The 23,533-nt window shown below is 47.9% G+C and carries 16 protein-coding genes and 1 pseudogene; 4 read left to right on the forward strand and 13 right to left on the reverse strand.

Features of this window, described 5'->3' with window-relative positions:
- Positions 1-8 precede the first annotated feature (8 nt).
- From KI362_RS09845 to KI362_RS09895, 11 genes and pseudogenes are all read right to left on the reverse strand, one after another.
- Positions 9-104: pseudogene (locus KI362_RS09845) on the reverse strand (AraC family transcriptional regulator); the annotation flags it as partial.
- Positions 105-896: 792 nt separating this feature from the next.
- Complete coding sequence (locus KI362_RS09850; RefSeq protein WP_301626873.1) at positions 897-3,839, reverse strand: VWA domain-containing protein; 2,943 nt, start codon at positions 3,837-3,839, stop codon at positions 897-899.
- Positions 3,823-5,853 carry a vWA domain-containing protein gene (locus KI362_RS09855; protein ID WP_301626875.1) on the reverse strand — a complete coding sequence of 677 codons (2,031 nt, stop codon included), beginning with the start codon at positions 5,851-5,853 and terminating at the stop codon, positions 3,823-3,825. The genes KI362_RS09850 and KI362_RS09855 overlap by 17 nt, the downstream gene beginning before the upstream one ends.
- A gap of 266 nt (positions 5,854-6,119) precedes the next feature.
- Complete coding sequence (locus KI362_RS09860) at positions 6,120-7,007, reverse strand: DUF58 domain-containing protein (RefSeq protein WP_301626877.1); 888 nt, start codon at positions 7,005-7,007, stop codon at positions 6,120-6,122.
- Positions 7,004-7,993, reverse strand: a complete 990-nt coding sequence (locus KI362_RS09865; RefSeq protein ID WP_301626879.1) for an AAA family ATPase — start codon at positions 7,991-7,993, stop codon at positions 7,004-7,006. Before KI362_RS09865 ends, KI362_RS09860 begins: the two co-directional genes overlap by 4 nt.
- A gap of 26 nt (positions 7,994-8,019) precedes the next feature.
- Positions 8,020-9,729, reverse strand: a complete 1,710-nt coding sequence (locus tag KI362_RS09870) for a phage tail tape measure protein (protein ID WP_301626881.1) — start codon at positions 9,727-9,729, stop codon at positions 8,020-8,022.
- A gap of 69 nt (positions 9,730-9,798) precedes the next feature.
- Positions 9,799-10,812, reverse strand: coding sequence for an ABC transporter permease (locus tag KI362_RS09875; RefSeq protein WP_301626883.1), 1,014 nt, complete (start codon positions 10,810-10,812; stop codon positions 9,799-9,801).
- Positions 10,799-11,737, reverse strand: coding sequence for an ABC transporter ATP-binding protein (locus KI362_RS09880; protein WP_044477492.1), 939 nt, complete (start codon positions 11,735-11,737; stop codon positions 10,799-10,801). The genes KI362_RS09875 and KI362_RS09880 overlap by 14 nt, the downstream gene beginning before the upstream one ends.
- Positions 11,730-14,108: a DUF7408 domain-containing protein gene (locus KI362_RS09885; protein WP_301626886.1), complete on the reverse strand. Its 2,379-nt coding sequence runs from the start codon at positions 14,106-14,108 to the stop codon at positions 11,730-11,732. The genes KI362_RS09880 and KI362_RS09885 overlap by 8 nt, the downstream gene beginning before the upstream one ends.
- Before the next feature lie 185 nt (positions 14,109-14,293).
- On the reverse strand, positions 14,294-15,193 hold the full coding sequence (gene purU / locus KI362_RS09890; RefSeq protein ID WP_301626888.1) for a formyltetrahydrofolate deformylase: 900 nt from the start codon (positions 15,191-15,193) through the stop codon (positions 14,294-14,296).
- Positions 15,194-15,338: 145 nt separating this feature from the next.
- Positions 15,339-16,451, reverse strand: a complete 1,113-nt coding sequence (locus KI362_RS09895) for a deoxyribonuclease IV (protein WP_301626890.1) — start codon at positions 16,449-16,451, stop codon at positions 15,339-15,341.
- Positions 16,452-16,579: 128 nt separating this feature from the next.
- Here KI362_RS09895 and KI362_RS09900 point away from each other — a divergent pair, with 128 nt between their 5' ends.
- Both KI362_RS09900 and KI362_RS09905 read left to right on the forward strand, forming a co-directional pair.
- Positions 16,580-17,047, forward strand: a complete 468-nt coding sequence (locus KI362_RS09900; RefSeq protein WP_374705648.1) for a DUF2621 domain-containing protein — start codon at positions 16,580-16,582, stop codon at positions 17,045-17,047.
- Positions 17,048-17,061: 14 nt separating this feature from the next.
- On the forward strand, positions 17,062-17,289 hold the full coding sequence (locus tag KI362_RS09905) for a hypothetical protein (protein WP_044477487.1): 228 nt from the start codon (positions 17,062-17,064) through the stop codon (positions 17,287-17,289).
- An 838-nt stretch (positions 17,290-18,127) separates the two neighbouring features.
- Here the strand turns inward: KI362_RS09905 and KI362_RS25535 are convergent.
- Positions 18,128-18,349: an FHA domain-containing protein gene (locus tag KI362_RS25535; protein ID WP_374705651.1), complete on the reverse strand. Its 222-nt coding sequence runs from the start codon at positions 18,347-18,349 to the stop codon at positions 18,128-18,130.
- Positions 18,350-18,626: 277 nt separating this feature from the next.
- Positions 18,627-19,265 carry a hypothetical protein gene (locus KI362_RS09910; protein WP_301626893.1) on the reverse strand — a complete coding sequence of 213 codons (639 nt, stop codon included), beginning with the start codon at positions 19,263-19,265 and terminating at the stop codon, positions 18,627-18,629.
- A 541-nt stretch (positions 19,266-19,806) separates the two neighbouring features.
- Between KI362_RS09910 and KI362_RS09915 the strand changes: the two genes are divergently transcribed.
- Positions 19,807-20,421 carry a hypothetical protein gene (locus KI362_RS09915; protein ID WP_301626895.1) on the forward strand — a complete coding sequence of 205 codons (615 nt, stop codon included), beginning with the start codon at positions 19,807-19,809 and terminating at the stop codon, positions 20,419-20,421.
- A gap of 153 nt (positions 20,422-20,574) precedes the next feature.
- Positions 20,575-22,251, forward strand: coding sequence for a hypothetical protein (locus KI362_RS09920; protein ID WP_301626897.1), 1,677 nt, complete (start codon positions 20,575-20,577; stop codon positions 22,249-22,251).
- Positions 22,252-23,533: the final 1,282 nt, after the last annotated feature.

Below are 23,533 nucleotides of genomic sequence, written 5' to 3' on the forward strand. Positions count from 1 at the left end.
CCGCTGAATTAAGAAATGATGTTTACTTGCTGCTGGTGACGGTACTCCGTCGGCGTCAACTGAAAGCGTCTGCGGAACACCTGGGTAAAATGCCGGGCATCCCTACAGCAGAAATCTCTCCGATATCAGCGTGTGGTGACACCCGTACCGTCCCACCGCACGCCGGGAGCTGCGCGCGGTGCAGAATCGAGTTAACCCGGAGAATGCGAACTGAAACGGACTGAAACGGAGCCTTCAAGTACTGAGGCAAATGGGATCGGACATCCTGCTGGAATCCTTCAGTCCTCCCTTCCGCTTTGATCGAGGTCAGAAACAACTGGAACTCGATAGTTTGTTTTTTTAGGTTTTGGATATATAAAAACCATCAGCCCGGTTGGGGCTGACGGTTTTGCTTATAGCATATTTGAGCCGGCACCTTCGACAGCGTCGTTTATACGAAATTTCGTATAAAACCAGTGTAAAGGAGGCATGCGTGAGAGCATTTGTACGAAATACCGTATAAAACCATCGAGTTGGCCCCTTTGGAGGCAGTGCTTGAACGAAATTTCGTACAAAAACATCGAGATAGCTCCTTCGGGGCAGTTTTTGTATGAATTTCCGTACAAAATCTCCGAACTGGCTGTTTCCACGGTGACCTTTATACGAATCTTCGTACAAAATCGGTGTGCAGGAGACAGGCAGAAGACAGGTATGTGGGCATTTGTACGAATTATCGTACAAAACCATCAAGCTGACTCCTTTTGAGGCAGGGCTTGTACGAATTATCGCACATAAATCCAACATGTCCCAGGGATGCATCACGAATCACGAATCACGAATCACAAATAACAAATACGAATAATAAATCAAGAATGAGTGTTTGTGAATTCGGAAGCTGCGCACTGCGCGGGGCGGAGCTACCGCCGCCCGCCCCGGCGCTTGGCCTCCAGCAGGCGGCCAAGCCGTTCTTGCCCGGGTGCGGACTCTGTCTCCGCACCCGGCTCTGGCTTCGTCTCCTCCACGGGTGGAGACGAAGGCTCGGTCCGCGCGCCTGCGGCCGCGGGCCTTGCGGCGGCGTCCGCCTCGCTGCGCGGCGGACGAGCTGACGGCGCCTCCGCAGGCGCGCCGCCTTCTTCGGCGCTGACCCCGCGGTCGCGGTCAGCGCCAGCAGCACTGCCGCCGTAGAACGCGGCAGTGCGGGATTTGCGGGCGGCCAACCGGCCCAGCCCGCTGTCCTCGCGCGGCGCGGCAGGCACCGCGCCGCCGCTTGCGGCCGGTCTTCGTCCCCGACCGGCCAATGGCCCGAGCCGTTCAGCGATCCAGCTCCAGGATACTGCGAGCCGCCGGACGGCGATGTCGCAGACCCACAGCAGCAGCGCCAGAATTAACAGCAGCCAATCCCAATTATCCAGCTTGCGCTGCGGATACGGGGTGAAGTCATACGCCGCTTCCGGCTCATCCCAAGCCAGCCATCTTCCGCCGGTCAGCTCCCCTAAGGCCTCCATCCGCTCCTCCGGGTCAAAATCGGCGCTAAGCCGATATTCCGGTGAATAAGGTACGACAAAGCCGGTGCTCGTGCTGCCTGCCTCCGCCTCCTCTTCCGGGCTGGACACATGCAGCAGAAAGGATCCCGGCTCCGTTACCGTCATAACTCCTTCATAATTTCCTGGAGATACCTGGCTTAGCACAACCTCGGCTTCTTCCCCGTTATTCCCCGTCACTTTTCCGGTCAATTCGCCGGGATACGGCTCACTTGCAGCGCGTACGGTAAAGTGAACTTCATTGCCCGACTGCTCCGTCTCCACTTCAAAGGTAGAGGAAGAGAACTGCGGGAAGGTCCACTTCACCATATCTGTGAATAATCCCGGGAAGCCAGGCCAAGCTACCCAATCCCGCGACCATTTGCCGGTCATATCGCTTGTCCAGGCAACGGTCCGGCCGGAGCCGTATTGCCATCTTGCCAGCAGCGGGTCAGGCTCCGGACTTGCCAGCACGGTCTGGGCGGTGGACTTTGCCGTAGTTGCTACATAACCGTAAATTTGCGGCAAGCCGCCCTTGAACCACGAGCCCCAGTCTCCCCCCTGAACCTGTGCCGGTACGAAGGGCTTGTCTACGATATAGGTTCGGGCAATCATCGCCGCTTCCCGGCTGAAGATCGCCGGAAGAGTCGTCTCGTCCTCTACCAGATAATACCGTCCCTTTGCCCCTGAAGCCAGCGATTGGAGCAGCTGTACGTCGGCATCTCCGCCGACGGCCACCGTCGACATCGTAATATTACCTTCAACCATGCTCTCGATTAGATTCACATAACCTGAGCTTCCTGCAGATTGGCCGTCTGTCAGCAAAATAATATGCTTGCGCTGAGCATCCAGATCCAGCATTTTGGCAGTAGCATCGGCAACAGCCGGGTAAATGTCCGTGCCCCCGCCCGAGGGGATTCCATTAATGGAGGAGATCACGCTCTCCTTATCGTCCAGCCTCTGCGGCTCAACCACCCACCAAGGGCGATCATCAAAGGCGAGAACACCTACCGTGTCCTTCTCCCGAAGCAATTCCACAGTACGGATGGCCGACTCCTTGGCCAATCTCAGCTTTTCTCCGTCCATACTTCCGGAGCGGTCGATAACCAGGATTAGTCCCAGGGAAGGGATCTCCCGTTTTCCCTCAAGCTCCATCGATACCGGAAGGAGCTGCTCGATCGGGGTCTTGAAATATCCGCCCATTCCAAAGCTGTCCTGGCCCCCGACCATCATAAAGCCGACCCCATAGGAGCGCACGGCCTGCTCAATCAGTTCCATTTGCCGTCCGCCTACCTGCTCGCCCGACACATTATTGAATATGATGCTGTCGTAGGCCGCATATTTAGACAATTCAGAGGACAGCATTCCAGGGGAAATAACGGAATAATCGATCAAGCCTGCGCTTAAGGCATTTTCCAGATTCGCAGACGTACCCGAGGCTCCTTCTACAATCAGCACCTTTGGACTGCCTGTCACCCGGGTGAAGGCATAGTGAGCATTGTTAGCGGACTGCTCATCTCCTTCAATATAGATCTCGGCCCGGTAACGGTGCAGTCCCATCTCCTTCGCCAGTCCCTGCAAGGAATACCGGTTATCTCCCCGTTCCAGAGTGACCGCATGACGTCCGATTTCACGATTATCTTCATACAGCCGAAGCTCTCCGCTTCCCGCATAAGTGCTGCGGACAAGCACCTCGAAGGCAAAGGATTCGGCAGGATACAGCTTCTCGGGAACGAGAAACTCCTCAATGGACGCATCCCTTTGCTCCGGGGAGGTTACCGGCAGCACATCGACCGCAATTCCTCTTTCCTTCAACAGCTGCGCCTCATCCAGTACGGCCCCAACGTTCTCCATTCCGTCTGTAATAAGCACCAATCTCCGGTTTTCCTTGCCCTGAAACAGGCTTCCTGCCAGGGACAGCGCATGCTCGATATGAGTAAACTCCCGCGATACTTCCCTTTGACCCCAGCCAGGGAGTTCAATCGACTCACTCAGGCTTTTATCCACTACGGTATTCATACCGAAGGAGACGGCTCCGGCAAGATCATGTTCTCCCTTTGACTTGACGGCCTCCCCTATCCATTCATCGATCGGGACCGTGGAGGAAACGCTTGAGGAACGGTCTGCAACAAATACGACCTCTTTATTCAAAGCAATCGTATAGGTATGAAAACCTGCCAGTACGAAAATCAACAGCACACAGATGGCAGTCCGCAAGCCTACAGCCCATTTTTTTCGCGCTCCGGCAAGCCTGAAATCTTTACGGTATGCATAGATGGCACCTGCAATCACAAGGGGAAGCAACAGCAGTACCCAGGGATGATCAAATTGAACGCCCACGTTGGTACACCCCCCATTCAGCCAAAATCAGCAGCAGCACAAGCAGTACAATCCATTTCAGCAGCGGCGCTTCCGCGCGCTGGACATCTCCGGCTTCAGAGCTGCCGGCCGACGGTCCATTGGAGCCCGGCTCACTCTGCATCCCCTCATTCCCGCTGTCCGGCTGTCCGGGATCAGCAACCAGAGCAGTCAACAAGGCTTGATGGGGAGCTGTAACCGACTCCAACGGATCCGCCGCTACTGCCAGCCAATACCCAGGCTGTGCTTCTCCATCGCTTCCAGTGACATCAAGCCGCCAAAGCCCGGGGATGGACGGCGCCGGTTGCTTCGCTGATAGAGCGCCGCTCTTCATACGGACTGCAGGAATCGGCTCCGCTCCCGAGTTCAGGGCATAACCATCCATCGGGCTCCAAACCGCTGTTGCCGCGTCCTGTGCTACCGGAATATCGAGCTCTGCTCCAGCCGCCGCTCTGCCCAATCCGGTTCTCATACCGGACTTGAGCCAGGTCACTGCATTGTCAACAAGCACCGGAAATTCCGGCTTAAGCGTCAGATCCCCGTCCTCCAGCCGGAACAGAAAGACCAGCTTCGGCCGGCCGTTCTCTGTTCCCGCATATGCTGCTGTCTTCCCGCCTACAGTGAGGATCGGTTTTCCCCAGGCCGGAATCGGTGCGCCGATAAGCCGGCCGGCCGGGGGCTCTTTGAACTGCAAATAACGCGTGACCGGATGCTTGGCCGTTACCGTCTCCGCATGCTCAAGATCCACGCCCTCATCGGCTCCGCCAATCGTCCACTGCGGCGTCTCGGCAAGCAGCTTCGCCCAGGCTCCGCTCGCCGCGTAGTCCGGCAATACCCCTTCAATGACGATGACATCGGGCTTGCTTTCAGGGATGGGAGGAGCTTCTGCCGTCCCTGTACCGTTCGCCTTTGCCTCTGTGATCCGGGTAACCTGCGCTCCGGTCAGTTGCAGCGCTTTTTCCAGAAACAGGTTTCCTTTTGACATCAACCATACCTTGGTCGCTCCGGCCTGCTCCAGGAAAGCAAATGATTCATTGTCCAGCGAATAGCTGTCTTCCGGCTTTAATGATAACCGGTAGACCTCCGCAGAAGGTAAGCTGTTGAATTCCACCGTTGTCCTCCGGCCCGGATCGGCCGTGAAATCACGGGATGCAATCAGCTTGCCGTCACCATACAGATCCAGCTTTAATTCACTGGCCGGACCGTCATTGCGGATTACGGCTACCCCATAATGGGCCCCGCCAGAGTCTTCATTGCCCGTGCTCCCCGGCTCTTCTCCAGCAGAACGCTTTACCCCAAACTGTTCAATTGCAGCATTTGTCGTCTGCTCCGGCCCGATGGACACGATTTGAACGGGAACCTCAAAGGCGATTCCAGCATCACCTGCCTGCTCCGGCCAACGTGTATCAGTATAAAGAAACACTCTGCCCTCTTCTCCCCGGGTCAGTGCAGCAGCGAGCGATAGTGTCTCATGGTAAGCCGCCCTCCCATAATCCGCAGATAAACCATCGATTGTACGGGACAAAGCCTCTCTATCGTTTTCCCGAGTCAGAAGCACCTCCGGTCTGCTTCCCAGCCGAATCAGCGTGATCTCCTCGCCTGCTCCTGCTTCACGGACATATGTATTCAGCTTGTGCTTCATCTCCGCCAGCTTGCTGTCATCCTCCGTCTCTTCCGCTGCTTGCGGGAGTGCCATCATACTGGCGGAAGTATCGGCAATGAGCACCGTATGCCCCTGATGTCCTCCAGTTTTCCAGATGAAGGGCTGCATTAAGGCCAGCACAAGCAATGCCGCAGCCAACAACTGAAGCCAGAGCAGAAGTCGGTTCTGGAGCTTCTGCCACGGACGATTTGCTTCCATATTAAGCAGCACCCGTCTCCACAGCATGTGGCTGGGAACAGGCGTATCGATATAAATCCGTTTAAATAAATACAAAATGATAATGACCGGCAACGCCAGTGCAAACCAGAGACTCATCCATGACCCGATGCCCATTTCCGCTCGCCTCCTCTCTGTCCGTCCCCAAGTTTAACGATGCAAGTTGAACAAGTGAACTTTACGTTCTAATGGAACGTGTGATGTGTTCTTACGATCGCTGTTGTTCCCGGATTTCTCTTATTTAACGAAGTTCTGACAAGGAAGAAATCCACTCGCAAAGGCGAACGCTCCGCTTCTTCAGCTCACATCACACTTATCCCTTTTTACGTAACTCTATAAGTTCAACCATATCGTTACTCATGTTGCAACGCTTCCCTATCTACCTAACTGCCTGCCGCACCTGCAACGCGCAGCATGGTAAATACGGCCTTCTCAAGCGGCCAATCCGAGGGAATCTGCACATAACGGGCCCCCAGCCCTGCGCAGCACTCCTTCAATTCCTGGGTATACCGGCTCACTTCCCGTTCATAGGCCTTCAATACTTTGCCGCTCATCGCTACTTCCTTGCCGCTGCCAAGCTCACTGTCGACCAGCCGCAAATCGCCGCTGTAGCCCGGGGCAAGCTCTTCCCTGGATATCACCTGAACCAGTATCGGCTCCTGTCCCATCGACATCAAGCGAAGCAGCAGGTCACGCAGTTGATGGACTCCGCCTTCCATCCAGCAGTCCGAGAAAAGCCAGGCCAGCCCCTGCTCGCCCGGACGTGCATGAATCTGCTTCATGGCCGGAGCCAGATTGCCGCCCTGGACTGTGCTTGCTTCCTTCAAAAAAGTGAACAGCCGTGGGCTGGATGCCTTGCCTCGCAGCGGGGGCAGCTTATCCAGCGGACGCTCGCCAAGCAGTACCGCCTGGACCTTATCTTCAGAAGAAAGAGCCACATAGCCGGCTGCTGCGGCTAAACTTTTGGCCATATCCAGCTTGTTGCCGAAATTCATAGACGCAGATACATCCAGATACAGGCTGAAGGTAAGCTCCTGCTCATCCCAAAACTGGCGGATGAACGGTTTTCCTGTCCGCCGGTAAACTCCCCAATCGAATCTTCGGATATCGTCTCCAGGGGTATACTCGCGATAATCCGCAAATTCAAGAGAAGCTCCCAAATGGCCGGAGCGCCGTTTGCCCTGGGTTGTCCCGCGCACATTGTGTTTGGAGACGATAGACAACCGCTCCAGTCTTGGCAGCAAGGAAGACGGCAGCAGGGAGGATGTCATTTCCCTCCCTCCAGTACGTCAAGGATCTCACGGATCACGTGATCCGTAACAATCCCGAGCGATTGCCCCTCAAAATTCAAGAAGAGACGGTGTCGAAGCGCCGGAATAGCTACAGCAGAAATGTCGCCGGTCGATACATGCATTCTGCCCTTGCTGACCGCTCGAACCTTGGCTGCAGAAACAATAGACTGGATGCCGCGCGGACCGGAGCCGAAGCGTACATAGCTTCTTACCAGCTCAGGGGCCGCTGCTTCCTCCGGATGGGTCATCATTAACAAGCGTACGCCAAAATCCAGTACCTCGTCCGCCAGCAAAACCTCCTTGGCTGCTTGGCGAATTTCCAGCAGTTCCTCTGCTGAAGCCACCTTATCCGCTAAAGGCTGCGCCGTTGAGGTGGTTCTACGTACAATCTCCTTCAGCTCTTCCTCGGAAGGATAGCTGACGAGAATTTTCAGCATGAACCGGTCTAATTGGGCTTCCGGAAGCGGGTAGGTCCCTTCCTGCTCCAGCGGATTTTGCGTCGCAAGGACAAAGAATGGCCGCGGCAGACTCCGCGTTTCTCCGCCTACGGTGACTGTCTGCTCCTGCATTGCCTCCAGCATGGCGCTCTGTGTCTTCGGCGAAGCCCGGTTAATCTCGTCTGCAAGTACGATGCTGCTGAATACCGGACCCGGCTGAAAGCTCATCTCCGCGGTTCCCTGCGGGCCGAAGGAGATAATATTCGTACCGGTAATATCGCTTGGCATTAAATCAGGCGTAAACTGGATCCGCGAAAAAGACAGGTCCAGCGTGTCGGATACGGTACGGACCAACGCCGTCTTCCCAAGCCCGGGAATCCCTTCCAGCAAGGCGTGCCCTCCAGCAAAAATACACCACAGCATCTGCTCTACAACGTCCTCTTGACCCACAATCACCTTGGCAATCTGCTCCCGGACCCTTGCAATTGTACTGCTCCATCTCTTCACATCAGCCGTCTGCTCCAACATTTCGATCCCCTCTCCTTGTCGCTGCCTTAATTCCCCGGATCAATTTCGGTAAAATAACTTTCTACCAAGCCCTGCAAGCTTTGAGGAAGCTCGCCGCGATCGAGCGCTCGCTTTGCCTCAGCTGCATAATCGCTATAGACCTCTTCATAAGGACGACTTGCTCCGTCAAAGACAGGTCCTTGTCCGCCCTTCTGCACATTTCCGCCCGTTGCCGGGCCTGAGTCAATTTCAACATTGCCCGTTCCCGAGCTATCGCGAGGGGTGGTTACCAATGCCCGTCCGCCGCTGCCAAATCCAGCTCCGCTTCCCTGGCCCTGACCGCTTCCGCTGCCTCCTTGACCGCTTCCCGAGCCATTTCCTGAGCCGCTGCCTGAGCCCTGCCCTTGCCCTTGCCCTTGCCCTTGCCCTTGCCCATTTCCTTGACTGTTACCTTGACCCGAAAGCCCGTTACTTCCTCCCGAATTTCCTGCTTCACCATTTGAACCTTGTCCGCTTCCTGACGCAGCAGCCAATTGCTCCGCACTTCCGCCCATAGCCCAGGCATCGGAGACAGACAGACCTGCTGCGGACATCTCAGCCGCAAGCTCCAGTCCCTGCTGGGCAAGTCCGGATGCCATTGCAGACGCCGCGGCAGCCTGCAATGCCTCTGCGCTTGCTGCTTTCAGCTCCTTCTCAAGGGCCGCGGCCAGCTCCGAGAGCGCCAGATCAGTGGCGCTGTCCTGTCCTTCCCCGATGCTTTCGGCTGCTTTGCGCAGTGCTTCCGCAAGCTGCTTGGCATCCTCTCCCTCTTGGGGGACTTGATCCGCGAGTTGGGATAACGCATCGGCTAGTCGGTCTTTTGCCTCATCCGTTAGCTCTGGCAGCTTCTGCTTCAGCTTATCCAGTTCTTCTGAAATCTGCTTTGCTTCGTCCTGCTCCAGTGCGCGGGCAATATCCTGAAGCTCGGGCTGCTGCTTCCAAGCATCAAGCCAGGCCGACCGCTCCTGCTGCTCCAGCTCCTGGCGCTCCGCCATTTCCTGGAGCTTCTTCATGCTCTCCTCCAGGGATTGGAGGGCCTCCTCCGGTTGTTTTGCGGCAGTCAATTCCTCCCGAAGCTTAGTCAATTCCTCTTGCAATGGCGCCTTAACAATCGGGTCGAGCTCTTGCGCATCAAGCTCCTCCAGATTCTTATCGATTTCCTCCAACCGGGAGTCGATCCATGCTTGCTGCTGCCGTTCACGCTCCAGCACTTCATCCATCGGATTCGGAGCCATAAATAGGACTACAGCGGCCAAGACCGCACTGCACGCCGCAATAAGCATGGAACGCCGCGGACGGGGAAGCGGCAAATGCTGCTTCAGTCCCTCCACGTACTGCTGTCCATAAATGATCGCCTGCTTCCGTTGCAAATCAGCAGCGTATCCCTTTGCATTCAAATAATGAAGCGCCGTCACCATAGCATCCTGTCTCTCGCTGCCGTCACGCTGATGATCCATAATTCGGGCCGTCAATTGTGCGGATACAGGGCGCAGCAGCTCCCATACGCCTCCCGCGGTCACACACAATACAAAGCTTATTCCTGCATATAGAGTGACATGGTGAATCGGCCAGACTCTTTCGGCTGACAGCCAAAGGAGGACCAAGCCAAGTCCAACAAGGCTGCCGTATCCGACACCGGAGCACAATCGAATCCATCTCATCCGAAACGACACTTTTTTGAGTTGCTGGTGCAGCTCTTCTATACCTGACTTGTCCATCTCCATGGCTCCTTTCTAGAGGTAGTTCAAAAAATCAGCTTTTGATCCCACACTTTAACACTCTGCATATTATTTTTCACGTTCGCCTGCTTTGGGCTCTACCTTTTCCATCTGCTTAAGCTCCTCAGGTTGAGGCGGCAGTTCAACTGAATCCTCATGACGACCGTCAGAAGCTGCCTGAACAGCCTGCCCGGCTTTGCCCCGCCGTCTGCCGCGTACCGGGCGGATCTTGCGGATCGCAATCCAGAGCATAATGACAATCACAACACTATATACCAGCAAGAACTCCTGCCACAGAGCAATCGGAGCCGAAGACTGAAGATTGCTTCGTTGTACGAAGAAGGCAGACTCTGAGAATGATGGCTCGAAAATACTGATCAAAGCCCCTGCGGGATTCAATCCAAGGATATATCCCACCCAGGAATATGCACGTACTGGCGCAGCACCCGAACTGTAATAGTTGGCCTGATCAATGCTCATGGCGAACAAATAAGCGATTCCCGTAAACAGGAAGATAACCAATCCGGCTCCATAGGTCATGATGACTGCAAAAATCGTCTTTTTAAATAAGGTAGAGAAGCATACCCCGATTGCACCTAACAGGAGCATAACGAATAGATCGAACAGGAATACCAGCAGAAGCTGCCCTGTGGATACTCCGCCATACAAGAACACAATGCTGTAAACAGGAAGCGTCGCCACTATAATCAGCGTCATGAAGCTGAGTGAGGAAACCAGCTTGCTAAGTATGATAGCGGACGAGCTCTGCTGTGTTGTCAGCAGCATATTCAACGTCTGCTTCTCTCGCTCGCCGCTGATGACTCCAGCTGTCAGTGCAGGGGTCATAAAAGCGATCAAGACAAGCTGAGCAATACTAAGCGCGTAGAACATCAAGCGGCTCGTTCCGGAATCTACCCGCGAGGACGTCATTCCTGTAGAGGTCAGCACGTAGATAATCCCCATCGCAAAAAGTCCCATGACAAGCACATAGGCAAGGATCGTAATCGCCGAACGGGGCGAGCGCATCCGTAGCCGGAATTCCTTATCCAACACCGGGTTCATCACCATGTTACGCCAGTTCATTCGCTCCGCCTCCTTTCGTGATTTCAAGGAATACATCCTCAAGATTGCTCTGTGCTTCATGGAAGGAGACGACTTGATACCCCGATGACAAAATATTCGTCAACAACGCCGACTGCTCGGCATCTCCTCCGCCGAAATGAACATGGACTCCCGTCTCATCGCATAGAACCTGGCTCACATGAAGCTCATCACGGAGCTGTCCCGCTAATTCCTCTGCCCGTTCCAGCACCCGGATATGGAGCACTCTCTTCACCCGCAGCCGGTTCTGAATCTCCGATACCTTGCCTTGAGCCACCATTCTTCCATGCTCAATAACGCCAATTTCATCCACCATCTCCGCCAGCTCAGGCAGGATGTGAGATGAAATAATGATCGTTTTGCCCATCAGCTTCAACTCTTTGAGTATTTCTCTCATCTCAATCCGCGCACGCGGATCAAGCCCAGATGCCGGCTCATCTAGAATCAGCACCTCGGGATCATGCACCAGACAGCGTGCCAGACACAAGCGCTGCTTCATCCCGCGGGAAAGACTGTCCACATACACATCCCGTTTATCGCTCAGGTTAACGAGCTCCAAAAGCTGGGGAATCAGTTGCTCGCGCTCATGGCGGGGAATCCCGTAGCTGGCCCCGTAGAAGTGTAAATATTCCGTTGTCTTAAACTGATCATAGACTCCGAAGAAGTCGGGCATATACCCGATCAGCTTGCGAACCTCTTGCGGGTAATCCGTTACCTCATAGCCGCCAACCTTGGCGGATCCGGAGGTTGGTGACAACAAGGTAGCCAAGATGGACATCGTTGTTGACTTACCCGCTCCATTGGGTCCTACAAAGCCAAACACTGTTCCTTTGCCAATTGAAATATTGACATCCTGAAGGGCTGCGAAGCTGCCATACATTTTAGTTAAATTCCGGATTTCAATCATGGGACACCTCTCCCTTCAGCATGATCTCTGGCAGTTGGAAGCTAGCCCACTCCGTCGTTGTATATTTCACCTTGACGATCCCGTTCCCTGTATACTCATTCGCCGGCCCGGTCATCATGTTCTCCCATTCCCCCTTGCTCTCGTTCCATACCTGCATGCTTACATTACTAGGAAAGGAGGTTGAAAATTGAATTTCATTATATTCTACCTTTGTATCTGTCGGCAGGGTGAATCCGAACGTAACCTCCCCTGCAGACATATTGATCTGATTGCCCCAGTCTCTGGAAAAATCGGTGGCCGTATTGCTTAAAATTTCAGGCACAATTACCCCTGCTGGAATCTCAACCGCACCATCGAGGTCATATTGAGGATCGAACGATTGAATCCACATATTTAAATAATCAAACTTGGGGTCCTTGCCATTAACCGTATAGTTACTTGCCGGATCAGGAGCTTCCTTGCTCCAGCCGATCAACACATATCCGCCGTAGTGGCCCGAATAATTCATATACTGGTTAATCATAGACCGCTCCCGCTCTTTGTCTTCATTAGAAGAACCGGAGGAGTATCCATGATAGGGAAAAATGGCTGATCCGTAATCGTTCCCATAGGAAGAAGTAAATGATGCAGGAAGCTGGATTTGCTTTCCCCGAGGGAGTTCTCCAACTTCATAAATCCGGCTTGCCGCGATAATGAAGGTCTCCTCCATGTCATGCTTGGTCTGGTTCTCGATTGTACCTTGCAATTTACCTTGACCATCAAAATGCAGATCCAATTTCATTTCACCTGTGCTTAACAGCTCCGGAGATTCCATCCACAGCTTGGCGATGGACCGAGTCGTCATTTCACGCAAGATTAAATCCGTAGAATCCGCCTGGACACGAATCATCTGACGATCCGCTCCGCCAATCTGTCCGCCCGTGATCAGGTTATGCTCCCGTTCTACTGTTACGCGAGTTCCCGCTGGCAGCTTAAGGCTATAGTCTCCTCCTTTGGGAACAAACAAGGCGGAAGAGGCGGATTGTACTGCCTCCCCTTGTCCATCAAGCTCGATAATGTTAAGCGTATGGGCACGGATGTCCGATCTGCCGCTTGTTCCCGCAAAGTAAATCGATGCACTTGCCGTAATAGCAATCAGCGGGATCAATCCCCAGGCCCATTCTCTTCGATCAAGCTTCTTAAGCACATAGTAGAGGAGCGGAGCAACCACAACCGCATATAATACAAGCATCCAGAACAGTAATGAGAATGGTGGAAGCGTCAAGGAAGGGAAGTAATCCAGAATATAGGACAACCCCGTCAACAGATTCCAATCCGATGAGTTCGATCTATAATTGCCATTATTATTCGAGAACTGTTCCTGAAGCACATCCAGCCATAATGCCGCATGACCACGCCAATGATAGACCGGGTCCATGGAAATATCGTAAGCCGCGTAGATGACTTCCCCTTTTCCTGCCGCCTGCTCTGCGATAAGCGGTAATTCTGCCGTACCATAGCTGCTTATTGCCCCTTGCTTCAGAGCTCCCTTAGAGACAGGAAAGGCTCCGTTTAGGACAAGGGGCTCCCCGCTTGCTTTAGCCAAGGCATCCAGTTCAAGCACGTCCGTTCCGCCCTGAACCTCCACAGGAGACAAATCCTCGAAGCCTTTCGCGGTTTTGGCATAACCTTGACCTCCGGCCAGCACAAGGGTGCCGCCTCGCTTCACCCAAGTACGAATGGCATGGATCTGAGCTTCGGTTAATGTATCAGCCGAATAGTCGTTCATAACGATGACATCCATTGTCGACAGCATCGTGGCGTTCTCCGGCAGCTTTTCCTTCTCAAGCGGAACGACGAATGCAGTCTTCCCGATGCCGCTGCCCATAGCCAGAAAATTCAGGGTATCCGGATCAGCAGCAAGAACACCGATCATCAAACCGTTCACCGCTGAATTTTGTATGTAAGCCCGGCCGGTTGAAAAAGCGATATAATCTCCTTTTTCCATCGATCCTTCGTAAAATTTAATACTGCTGTTCTGCTTGCCGAAGCTGTTGCCTACAACAGCAAACTGAACTGATTTGGCCGTACCCGCAGTTAAATCCACCCGTTCCACATAGGAAGAGAACGTTCCGGTGTACGGATTCTCCATCTGGACGACCAGATCACCGGAAATATCCTGGTCACTGGTCAGCTTGACAGTCAGCGGTCCCCAATCATTCATTTTAATACTTCCGTTGTAGCCGAGCTCAGATTCTACCGCAATCTTGGGTCCTGCTGCCGAGGCAGTCAGAGGCTGCGCTATGCCCAGTAGGACCAGTACTGTAAGCAAGGCACACACAACCTTAGCCAAAATGCTGCTTCTATTGGTTCTTGGTATTGTTAAATACACGCTTCGTTCCCCTCTCCTGTCTGTATTTCCATCCATAGACTTACTGTTATTATAACGTACACTTGTACCCAAAGGTTTCCTTCAATGGATACAACCTTATCCTTTCATGAAAAAAGCCTCGGACAAGCGAGGGTGTTCCCTGCTGACGAGGCTGATGATTATGGCTCTGCTATCGCGTTTCAAAATTAATTAAACACCACTGTTTTATTCTGATGTACAAGGATCCGGTCTTCGATATGCCATTTGACAGCACGCGCCAGAACCACACGCTCAATCGTGCGCCCGATTCGCTTCAGCTCGTTGACATCGTCTCCGTGACTGACCCGCTGCACGTCCTGTTCAATAATCGGTCCGCCGTCCAGCTCTTCGGTGACATAATGTGCCGTAGCGCCGATAATCTTCACACCGCGGTTATAAGCTTGAGCATAGGGCTTGCCGCCGACAAAGGCCGGAAGGAAGGAGTGATGGATATTAATGATCCGGTTCCGGTATGGCTCGATCAGAGCCGGAGATACAATTTGCATGTAGCGGGCCAGAATGATCAGATCCACTTGGCCATTTACCAGCTCCAGCTGCTGCTTCTCCGCTTCAGCCTTCGTCTCCGGTGTAACCGGGATGTAATGATAAGTGATGCCGAAGGATTCGACATATTCCTTCATATCCGGGTGATTGCTGACCACCATGGTAATTTCCGCATCCAGATCGCCAGCCTGCCATTGCCAGAGCAGTTCAACAAGACAATGATCCTCCTTGGACACAAAAATCGCTAGCTTCTTCTTGTGACTCAATGGATAAATCTGCCATTTCATCTCGAACTTGTCCGCAATCTCCGCGAAATCCTGCTCTAAGCCTGCAAGATGCAACTCCAGCTGCGGCAGATCAAACTCGACCCGCATAAAGAACATACCGCCCTCCGGGTCCATCGTATATTGATCAGACTGCACGATATTAGCGCCATGCTGATACAGGAAATGTGATACCGCCGCTACGATCCCCGGTCCGTCCGGACAGGATATCAGCATTCTTGCCCGGTTTTGTTCATAAGGTTTCGCCGGCTTCAAAGCCGCCTTGACATGAGTGTCCATCTCTCCAAGCCCCCTGATCTCTATCTCCTAATATATATCAGTTGAACTACTGAATTTCACGTTCTGAGGGCAACATGTGAGAAAGCTTGTAACACTTCACACTTATGCCCTTTCTACGTAGCTTTTATGTTCAACTTATATAGCGTTATTCTCCTAAAGCAAGCCAGGCGACCAACCGCTGATTGATCTGCTCCTCTGCATGATCCGGGAACAAGCCGGCAGCCAGAACCAGATCATACAGTCTTTCCAAAGGTTCACGAGGATCGGCCTTTTTCGCCTTCGCGTCCGACTTAAGCAAATTCCACGTATCTAGCACGAAGGAACGAGGATGAATGTCTTGTCCTGCAAAAAACTCCTTCAGTTGCTCAATCTCGGACAGAATACTCTCTCCGAACCGTTCGGCAACATTGCCGCGAAGCAAGGCAATCTCCATCTCATACATCGGCCGCTGTGTCTTCGCATCCTTTCCGATCCAAGGCGTCTCCAGAATAAAGGGACGTCCTTGCAAAGCTTCATGATGCACAATGCGGTTAATGGCTTCAAAGCCGATCCATCCGCTGCCGATCGGGGTGTGCCGGTCCTTGCCGGAGCCAATCGGGTTTTTACTGTCATTAATGTGCACAATGGCCAGCCTGTCCAGCCCAATAAGCTCATCGAATTTCCGCAGCACGCCGTCAAGATCATTGACGATATCATAACCTGCATCATGGATATGACAGGTATCCAGGCAGATGGTCAAGCGCTCGTTATGCTCCACCTTGTTGATCATAGCCGCGATTTCTTCGAAGCTGCGCCCCATCTCCGTGCCTTTGCCGGCCATCGTCTCCAGAGCAATATTCACATCCGTCTCAGCCGTACCGTTCAGAACGGCATTCAGTCCTTCCACAATACGGTCGATTCCGTATTCGGCATCCATATCCGTGAAGGCACCGGGATGGAGCACGATGTTTCTTACACCGAGAGCATGAGTCCGGCGAATCTCTTCCTGCAAGAAATCAACCGCGAGTTGATATGTCGCCGGTTTGTAAGAGCCCAAATTAATAATGTACGGTGCATGAACGACGATTTCTTCTATGCCGGCAGCTTCCATAGCCAGCTTGCCTTCCGCAATATGCATGGTCTCGATTGGTTTGCGCCGGGTATTCTGAGGCGCACCGGTATAAATCATGAATGAGCTAGAACCGTAGCTTGCTGCTTCCGCAGTCGCACTAAGCAGTCCTTTATCTGAAAAAGATACATGGGATCCAATTTTCAGCATGTTAATCCCCCTTTTGGACATTAAATCGCTAAACAAACCTATTTTAGCCTGAAAGCTGAAATAAATAAAGAAATAAGGTATAATTTTAACCAAATTGATCATCAAATGTACTTATTGGGGTGATTTCCTTGCTTAAGCAATCCCTTGCATACAGCCTTTCGAACGGACCAAGCAATCTATTCCTGAACAGCATCGTTTTTTGGGCCTTCCTTCTGCTCGGCATGCTGTGCATTGGCGGCTTCTTTATGTTCCGCAAGTTCCTGAAGGTGCTTCCGAAGGCGGACGGGCGATCGAAGCTCGACTGGCAGAACCATTGGGTGGAGAGCAGCCGTCATTTATGGACAGAGGACGCCAAAGCTTTCCTCGATCAACTCGTCCAGCCGGTGCCCAGCGCATTCAGAGACATTGCCAAGCACTCCATCGCCGCCGAAATCGGACGCATTGCCCTCGAGGATCAGGCGTCGGAAGTAACGCGCGATCACTGCATCAAAGGATACATTGTAGCCACGCCAAAACGTGACAATAAATTCCTCGTCCGGTTCCTGGAGAAGAATCAAATTGACTATCAGCCTTATAAGCACCTGATGAATAAATAAAGGAGGCTGCTGGCTTGGAGCGCCACTCTAACCGATGGATTACCCTGAAAAAGCGGATTGTCTCCGCACTCGTTTTCTGGGGCATACTCCGAATTTTCTTCTATCTATATGATCAGCTTTTATCTGATTACCTCTCAATGACCGGTTCTTTATCGCTCGGAATTTCTATTGCGTGTTTTGGAATTATGATCTTGCTTGCTTTATTGACAACAAGTTTTTTAGTATATCCTAAAGAACGATGAAGAAGGGCGGTTCCCATCGGCTGACAGCAGCTTGGGAATCGCCCCTTTGGGGTAGAATTACTTTCAATTAAAAGGGCATAACTTATCCTCAGAAATCGTTTCTTGACAACGAAAAGCATTACAGAAATTTGATTCTTATGATTTCTCTTTCACTATTTACTTTTTTTACTCTAGTTTTATAAGAGGCGGATAACCTGCTTCAGGAAGTAAATAAGCAAAAATGGTGAAAAGTAATATAATTAGTGATGCGGTTATAATTAATATAGAAATGGGTGTTGATAGTCTTTTAGCTAATGAATAAACGCCTAGAGAGAAACAAATGATGCTAATCAATAGACATATAGAAAATGATAGATATACATTCATCTGTGAAAGATTAGCACTGAAGTAGAGAAAAATAAAAAAGTGATGATAAGAACTAGGGCACTTACAAAAGTCGGTTTTTTATAGTTCATTTTTCACACCCTATTTTATAATAAAATAATATTTGGAGACTTTTTTGAAGGCTGCCTTTTAGTGCATTGCTATCAATTAACTTATTCATACTGATAATATTTGAGTTAATCCCCGTTAATTCATCTATAGCTGAATTGCAGATAGGTTAGATAACGCACCTTCATCTACTAAGTCTGCATAATAAAGATTCTGGAGAAAACAAAATGTTGAAAGTCAGATAAAGAGCTATAAAGAGTACTAATTTCTTTTTTTGCTCAGTCACCTGACAGCTAATTAAGGAACAAACAAAAATAATAATGAAAATACACTTTTAACTTTTCACCGTTTCACCTCAAAATTTGGAAATTCCAAACTATATAGATACTTTCTCTTGGAGATACGATCACAGTTGATCGTTTACAGAAAAAGAAGCTGCTGTTGAAGGAAAAGCAGCTTCTTCATTAACTTTATATCCGTAGCGCATACTTACTCTCCGCAATAGAGACGTATCGCCAGAACTCAGAGGGTACTCCTCATTATAGGGGGCCATTAGCTCCTCTCCTAGCACCGTTCCGTTCCTTGATCCCAGATCCTTTAGCGTAAGCCTGTGGTCTTGACCATCAATTCAACATGAGCGCGGGATACTCCCGGCGTATTCTCGATGTATTGAGCGATCTCCTCAGACCTCCCAATGACGAAGCTTCCCTTAGACAGCGTAATGGTCTCACCTCCTGATAACAGGTGGCTGACTAGCTCATGAAAAATGCAATCAAACGTTCATAGTTATCCTTGATAGTTGCAGCAATTACAATTCCAAAGAACTTGTTATTCTTTCCTTAACAACTTGTCATCTCAATACTAAGAAAGATTGCATAGTTTATAGGGCGATTTTATAAGATGGCTCATACTGATAGATATTGATATATCCCGATGTATTCTAACACTAAAAACAAACAAAGTGTTACTATCAGAATCTTTTGAAGTTGATAAAATGTACGTGGCAAGAGTAATAATAGAGCAACTGCTAGAAGGATATCAAACCAATCTACTATATCGAGATAAATATAACGTGCTCCTGATAAGAAAGAATAGTATAAACCAACTCCTTCAACAAGTATTAGTGCTATGGGAAGCGCCGCACAAATTGAGGATACCCAACCCTTTCCTCTTGCAAACCAAACAATCCATCCTCCTACTGGCGTGGTCAAAGCAAGCATTGCCCACATTAGTACATATTTTGTGGGGAAAAAGCCGAACAATAATGATGAATAAAAATAATATACAGATAAACTGGCAACAAAAAAAGCAAACACATGTAGTGCGGCAGATTGAGATGAACGACTCAATGTTGCAATAATTGTTGCCGAAAAAATCCAAACACCAAACTTCGAACCAATAAGCCCAATCTCCGTTCCATCAAAGTACTTTGCCAAAAATCCCATAAATACACCAAACATAATGATAATCAACAAATGTATTAATTTTCGTTGCCACGTAAGTACGTAGTCTGATCTTTTTCGGATTGAATATATTTTTTCCAAAAGCACCTTTTTCCTACCCTCTTTCCGTTATTTTACTAAATTTATTAATACCATAGACATTAGCATAAAATAGTGAAATTTCAACGCATTTTGTACTATCAATAGATCAGAGAATTTTTTTGATAGTAATTTATATGATTTTAACTTAGAAATGATAGATTATTCTTCTTGCAATAATGTAATATATTTCAAAATTAACTTGTTTTAGCCATTACAAGTATATATACTACATGTGAGATTATAAATACATAAATGGTTTATTATGTATTTTAGATCTACTATATTAAATATAGGGAGGTGAAGCGAAACATGTATTTATGAACAATAGATATGGATGCTGCAAGACAATTTTTACCACGGAATTGAGAAAAATCTTGGCACTATTTCGTCGTATTGCTAAGCAATATTCTAGACATCAAAGTTGATTGAACTGTCTCTCTATTGAAATATGTCGATAATATTGAATTAGATTTTTTTATGATTAGTTTCAGAAGTATAGCATTCAAAATATAAAATAAATAAGAAGAGGGATGAAAATCTAATGAAAAAATTAAATTTCAAGAAAAGTATGTTAGTAGTTTCTGTTCTCACATTTGCTTTAGGAACTAATAGCGCTTTTGCAGCAAACCAAACTCAAGTAAATGCGACACCTGCAGCAATTGAAAATTCGCTGCCCTCTCTCTCCCCGATCTCAGGTGCTGAAGGAGTATTTACGACCTTTGCGAGTTCTTCTAAAACCGTTAAAACCGATACAAAAAACACTCTAACAAGTAATACCTGGTTAGGTAGTGTGGACAGTAACGGTCTTGCTGACTATCAAGTTTCAGCAAACTATGATGCAACAGACCACAAATACATTGAAACCAGATGGAAAGCTACTATTGGTGCAGTGAGCACTACAACTACAGCTTCTGTTTCTATGAATTTCCCAACTGGTGTAAATGTTACTGCTACGACGACAAGTACAGTTACTCAAGCTACCACATCAGAGAAATACTATCAGAATACTCAGTCTCAGCAAGACTCTTCGTATCGATCTAATGTTGCTATTCAGGGGGATTGGAAATATATAACAATGACAAACGTAGCTTCTTGCTGGGGTGGCAGTATTGTAAAGAAGGCAAGTATTACCAGCCAAGCAACCCAAAATAAATAGAAGTAGCAAAATTAATTAAACGTTTCCTATTTCTCAGGTACACTGCAAAAAATATTTTATGGCGGTGTACCTGGGCAATGTACATATGAAAATACGAAAAGAAAGAATGTGGTTCCGATAAAAAGTAATAGTAAGGTTCTAATCTTCAGTTTTTTGATCATTTTCATTTTTGTTCTCTTGTTATCCCAACCTTATTTATTTTCCAATCTAGGTACTAACTCATTACAAAAAGAACAGGATTCTTCGATTAAGACTAATATAGATATAGAAGATAGCGGAAGTCTAAAAACGGATATCCTATTTCCAGATAAACTTATTGCATTACTTAATGAAATGCCGACTGATAATGGTAACTTTTTTACGAATCGACTTGACTATAATATTGGTAGCTTAGATCAGACTTATTACAGGCTAAAACTTCAACATATGTTTAATATTCCATATGATAAAAAAGTTGCCCATACGTTCTCTAAAGAATTATTACATAAGCAAAAGGAAGATCCTTCAAATAGTATTTACTTGGATCTAGTAGCTGAAATAAGTAAGAAGGACAACCACAACAGTCAAATGCCAAAAGATTTGTATAACGAGTACACATATCAAATCACTTGTAACTGTGCCGATAGTAATCCATATTTAGTATATTCTTTGTCTAAAGCAGTTTATGTATATCAAAACGAAAAAAGCCCTCTTAGTTTGATCAATTTAGGGAATACTATACTCAAAAGTAACATCGATGAAAATTTAATATACTATTTATATTGGTACTTTGATCTATTGGAATTAGGTTTCCCCCCCTCCGAGAACAACGATAGAATTATTGATATTGCAAAAAAATTAAAATATGAGCTAAATGATGAAATTTTATATTCTGATATTCAAACTCTTTACAACTATATTCTAATTAGTAAGCAGGTTGACAATAAGTTTATTGTGGATCCAGGATACTTAAATCTAATGAAGGATCGACTAAGTTACATTTTTAATGCATACGAACTTTATTACAGCTATAAAATATTGGAGATTTATGATATAAAAGCGATAGAAAATTACAGTGATTTGTTTAAACAATTCCATGCTGCTATCCTCACGACAAGTGAACATCTATACCCGATTTATGTTGTAGAAGAAAATAATAAAATTGAAATGTTACAGTGGCAAATAATCATGAGTAAACTGCTTAATATTGATACTTCCCCGAATGATCTGACAACTTTATTATCTCAGTATATTTCTAAGTCACTGCCTAGTAATTCAACAATGGAAACATACTATCAGGTCCTGTTTAGTTATCTAAATAATCTTCAATATCCTTTTGAAAAGGTGGAGGCATTAAAAAAATCCTTGCAATTGGATGATAATTCTATGATGTCTAAGTATTATCTATATCAAGCATATCATTTGCTTGGATTTGAGCTAAGTTCACAAGAGATCGATAAGCTAAAGTCAGAAAGTCAGTTATCGCTAGATAAAAAAGATGAATGGGGTATGGTAGTAGCACTTGATATTTGGCTAACATTTAAAATTGATCAAGACTACTCCGTCGAATACTGGGATAAGATAAAAGGTATTTTAAAACAGAAAGAATCAGTTATGACAGATGAAACCTTTTACCATTACCAAATCCTAAAACGATCCATGGGAGAGAAGCTCGAACAAGCACAAGTAGCTAATCACTTTAATATTCGTAAGATAGATGATATGGTGGTAATAAAAGGTGAGCGCGGAGAGATGGACATTAATTCAATTTACTACTATGCATCACTGTTGAAAATGAGCCAAGTAACCAGTACACAAGTTCAAAAACAAAAAGAATATATATTTAGGTAGTTCACCTATTACTACCAACTCTCAGCATATATCCCACCTTACCTAAAACACTGAATCAAGAGTCTATAATACTTACTTGTTATTATCTGTGAGACTATTTATAAAATATCTTTCTTCCCCCTGTTCTTTAATCGATTAACCGTAGTGGAGAGGACTCTCTTACAAGCAAGGCAGCAAATTCAAACTTCTTACCCTTGTTACATTGCTGGCTTGTTGCAGCAATATAGTATTGTCACGGGTGCCGCGCTGGAATCGACCGCATATCGGGCGTGTTTGGGGTTCATTATATCAGCATCCCGGGAGAAGCATATGTTCTTCCCTTCATGGTCTTCATGAAGCTTTTTTTTATCTTGTAGTCCATAAATGTAATAGTATACCCACCTAAACCATAGTGTCTCACAATATGCTGCGTCGATACCGTAATCATAACTGTAGGATGATCCTGCTTTCCTTGGGCCTTATCCCATGAGAAACAGACTGGTGTGTAAATGTAATCAAATACAATTTAAACAAGTCGAAAAAAATGCATAGTTTGTAGGTCGATTTTATAAGATGGCTCATACTGATAGATATTGATATATCCCAATGTATTCTAACACTAAAAAAACAAACAAAGTGTTACAATCAGAATCTTTTGAAGTTGATAAAATGCACATGATAAGAGTAGTAATAGAGCAACTGCTAGAAGGATATCAAACCAATCCATTATATCGAGATAAAATATAACGAGCTCCGATAAGAAGGAATAATATTAATCAACTCCTTCAACAAGTATTAGTGCTATGGGAAGCGCCGCACAAATTGAGGATACCCAACACTTTCCTCTTGCAAACCAAACAATCCATCCTCTTACTGGCGTGGTCAAAGCAAGCATTGCCCACATTAGTACATATTTTGTGGGGAAAAAGCCGAACAATAATGATGAATAAAAATAATATACAGATAAACTGGGGAAAAAAAAGCAAACACATGTAGTGCGACAGATTGGGATGAACGACTCAATGTTGCAATAATTGTTGCCGAAAAAATCCAAACACCAAACTTCGAACCAATAAGCCCAATCTCCGTTCCATCAAAGTACTTTACTAAAAATCCCATAAATACACCAAACATAATGATAATCAACAAATGTATTAATTTTCGTTGCCACGTAAGTACGTAGTCTGATCTTTTTCGGATTGAAGAGATTTTCTCCAAAAGAACCTTTTTCCTACCCTCTTTCCGTTTTTTTACTAAATTTATTTGTACTATCAATAGATCAGAGAAAACTTGAATAATTAAA

Source organism: Paenibacillus apis (genome assembly GCF_018333295.1).
In the GTDB taxonomy this organism is placed as follows: domain Bacteria; phylum Bacillota; class Bacilli; order Paenibacillales; family Paenibacillaceae; genus Fontibacillus; species Fontibacillus antibioticophila.

Bases quoted from the DNA above. Each gene is read 5' to 3' on its own strand.
- KI362_RS09855 (WP_301626875.1), bottom strand. From the start codon at position 5,853: ATGGGCATCGGGTCATGGATGAGTCTCTGGTTTGCACTGGCGTTGCCG.
- KI362_RS09860 (WP_301626877.1), bottom strand. From the start codon at position 7,007: ATGACATCCTCCCTGCTGCCGTCTTCCTTGCTGCCAAGACTGGAGCGG.
- KI362_RS09865 (WP_301626879.1), bottom strand. From the start codon at position 7,993: ATGTTGGAGCAGACGGCTGATGTGAAGAGATGGAGCAGTACAATTGCA.
- KI362_RS09870 (WP_301626881.1), bottom strand. From the start codon at position 9,729: ATGGACAAGTCAGGTATAGAAGAGCTGCACCAGCAACTCAAAAAAGTG.
- KI362_RS09875 (WP_301626883.1), bottom strand. From the start codon at position 10,812: ATGAACTGGCGTAACATGGTGATGAACCCGGTGTTGGATAAGGAATTC.
- KI362_RS09880 (WP_044477492.1), bottom strand. From the start codon at position 11,737: ATGATTGAAATCCGGAATTTAACTAAAATGTATGGCAGCTTCGCAGCC.
- purU (WP_301626888.1), bottom strand. From the start codon at position 15,193: ATGGACACTCATGTCAAGGCGGCTTTGAAGCCGGCGAAACCTTATGAA.
- KI362_RS09895 (WP_301626890.1), bottom strand. From the start codon at position 16,451: ATGCTGAAAATTGGATCCCATGTATCTTTTTCAGATAAAGGACTGCTT.
- KI362_RS09915 (WP_301626895.1), top strand. From the start codon at position 19,807: ATGAAAAAATTAAATTTCAAGAAAAGTATGTTAGTAGTTTCTGTTCTC.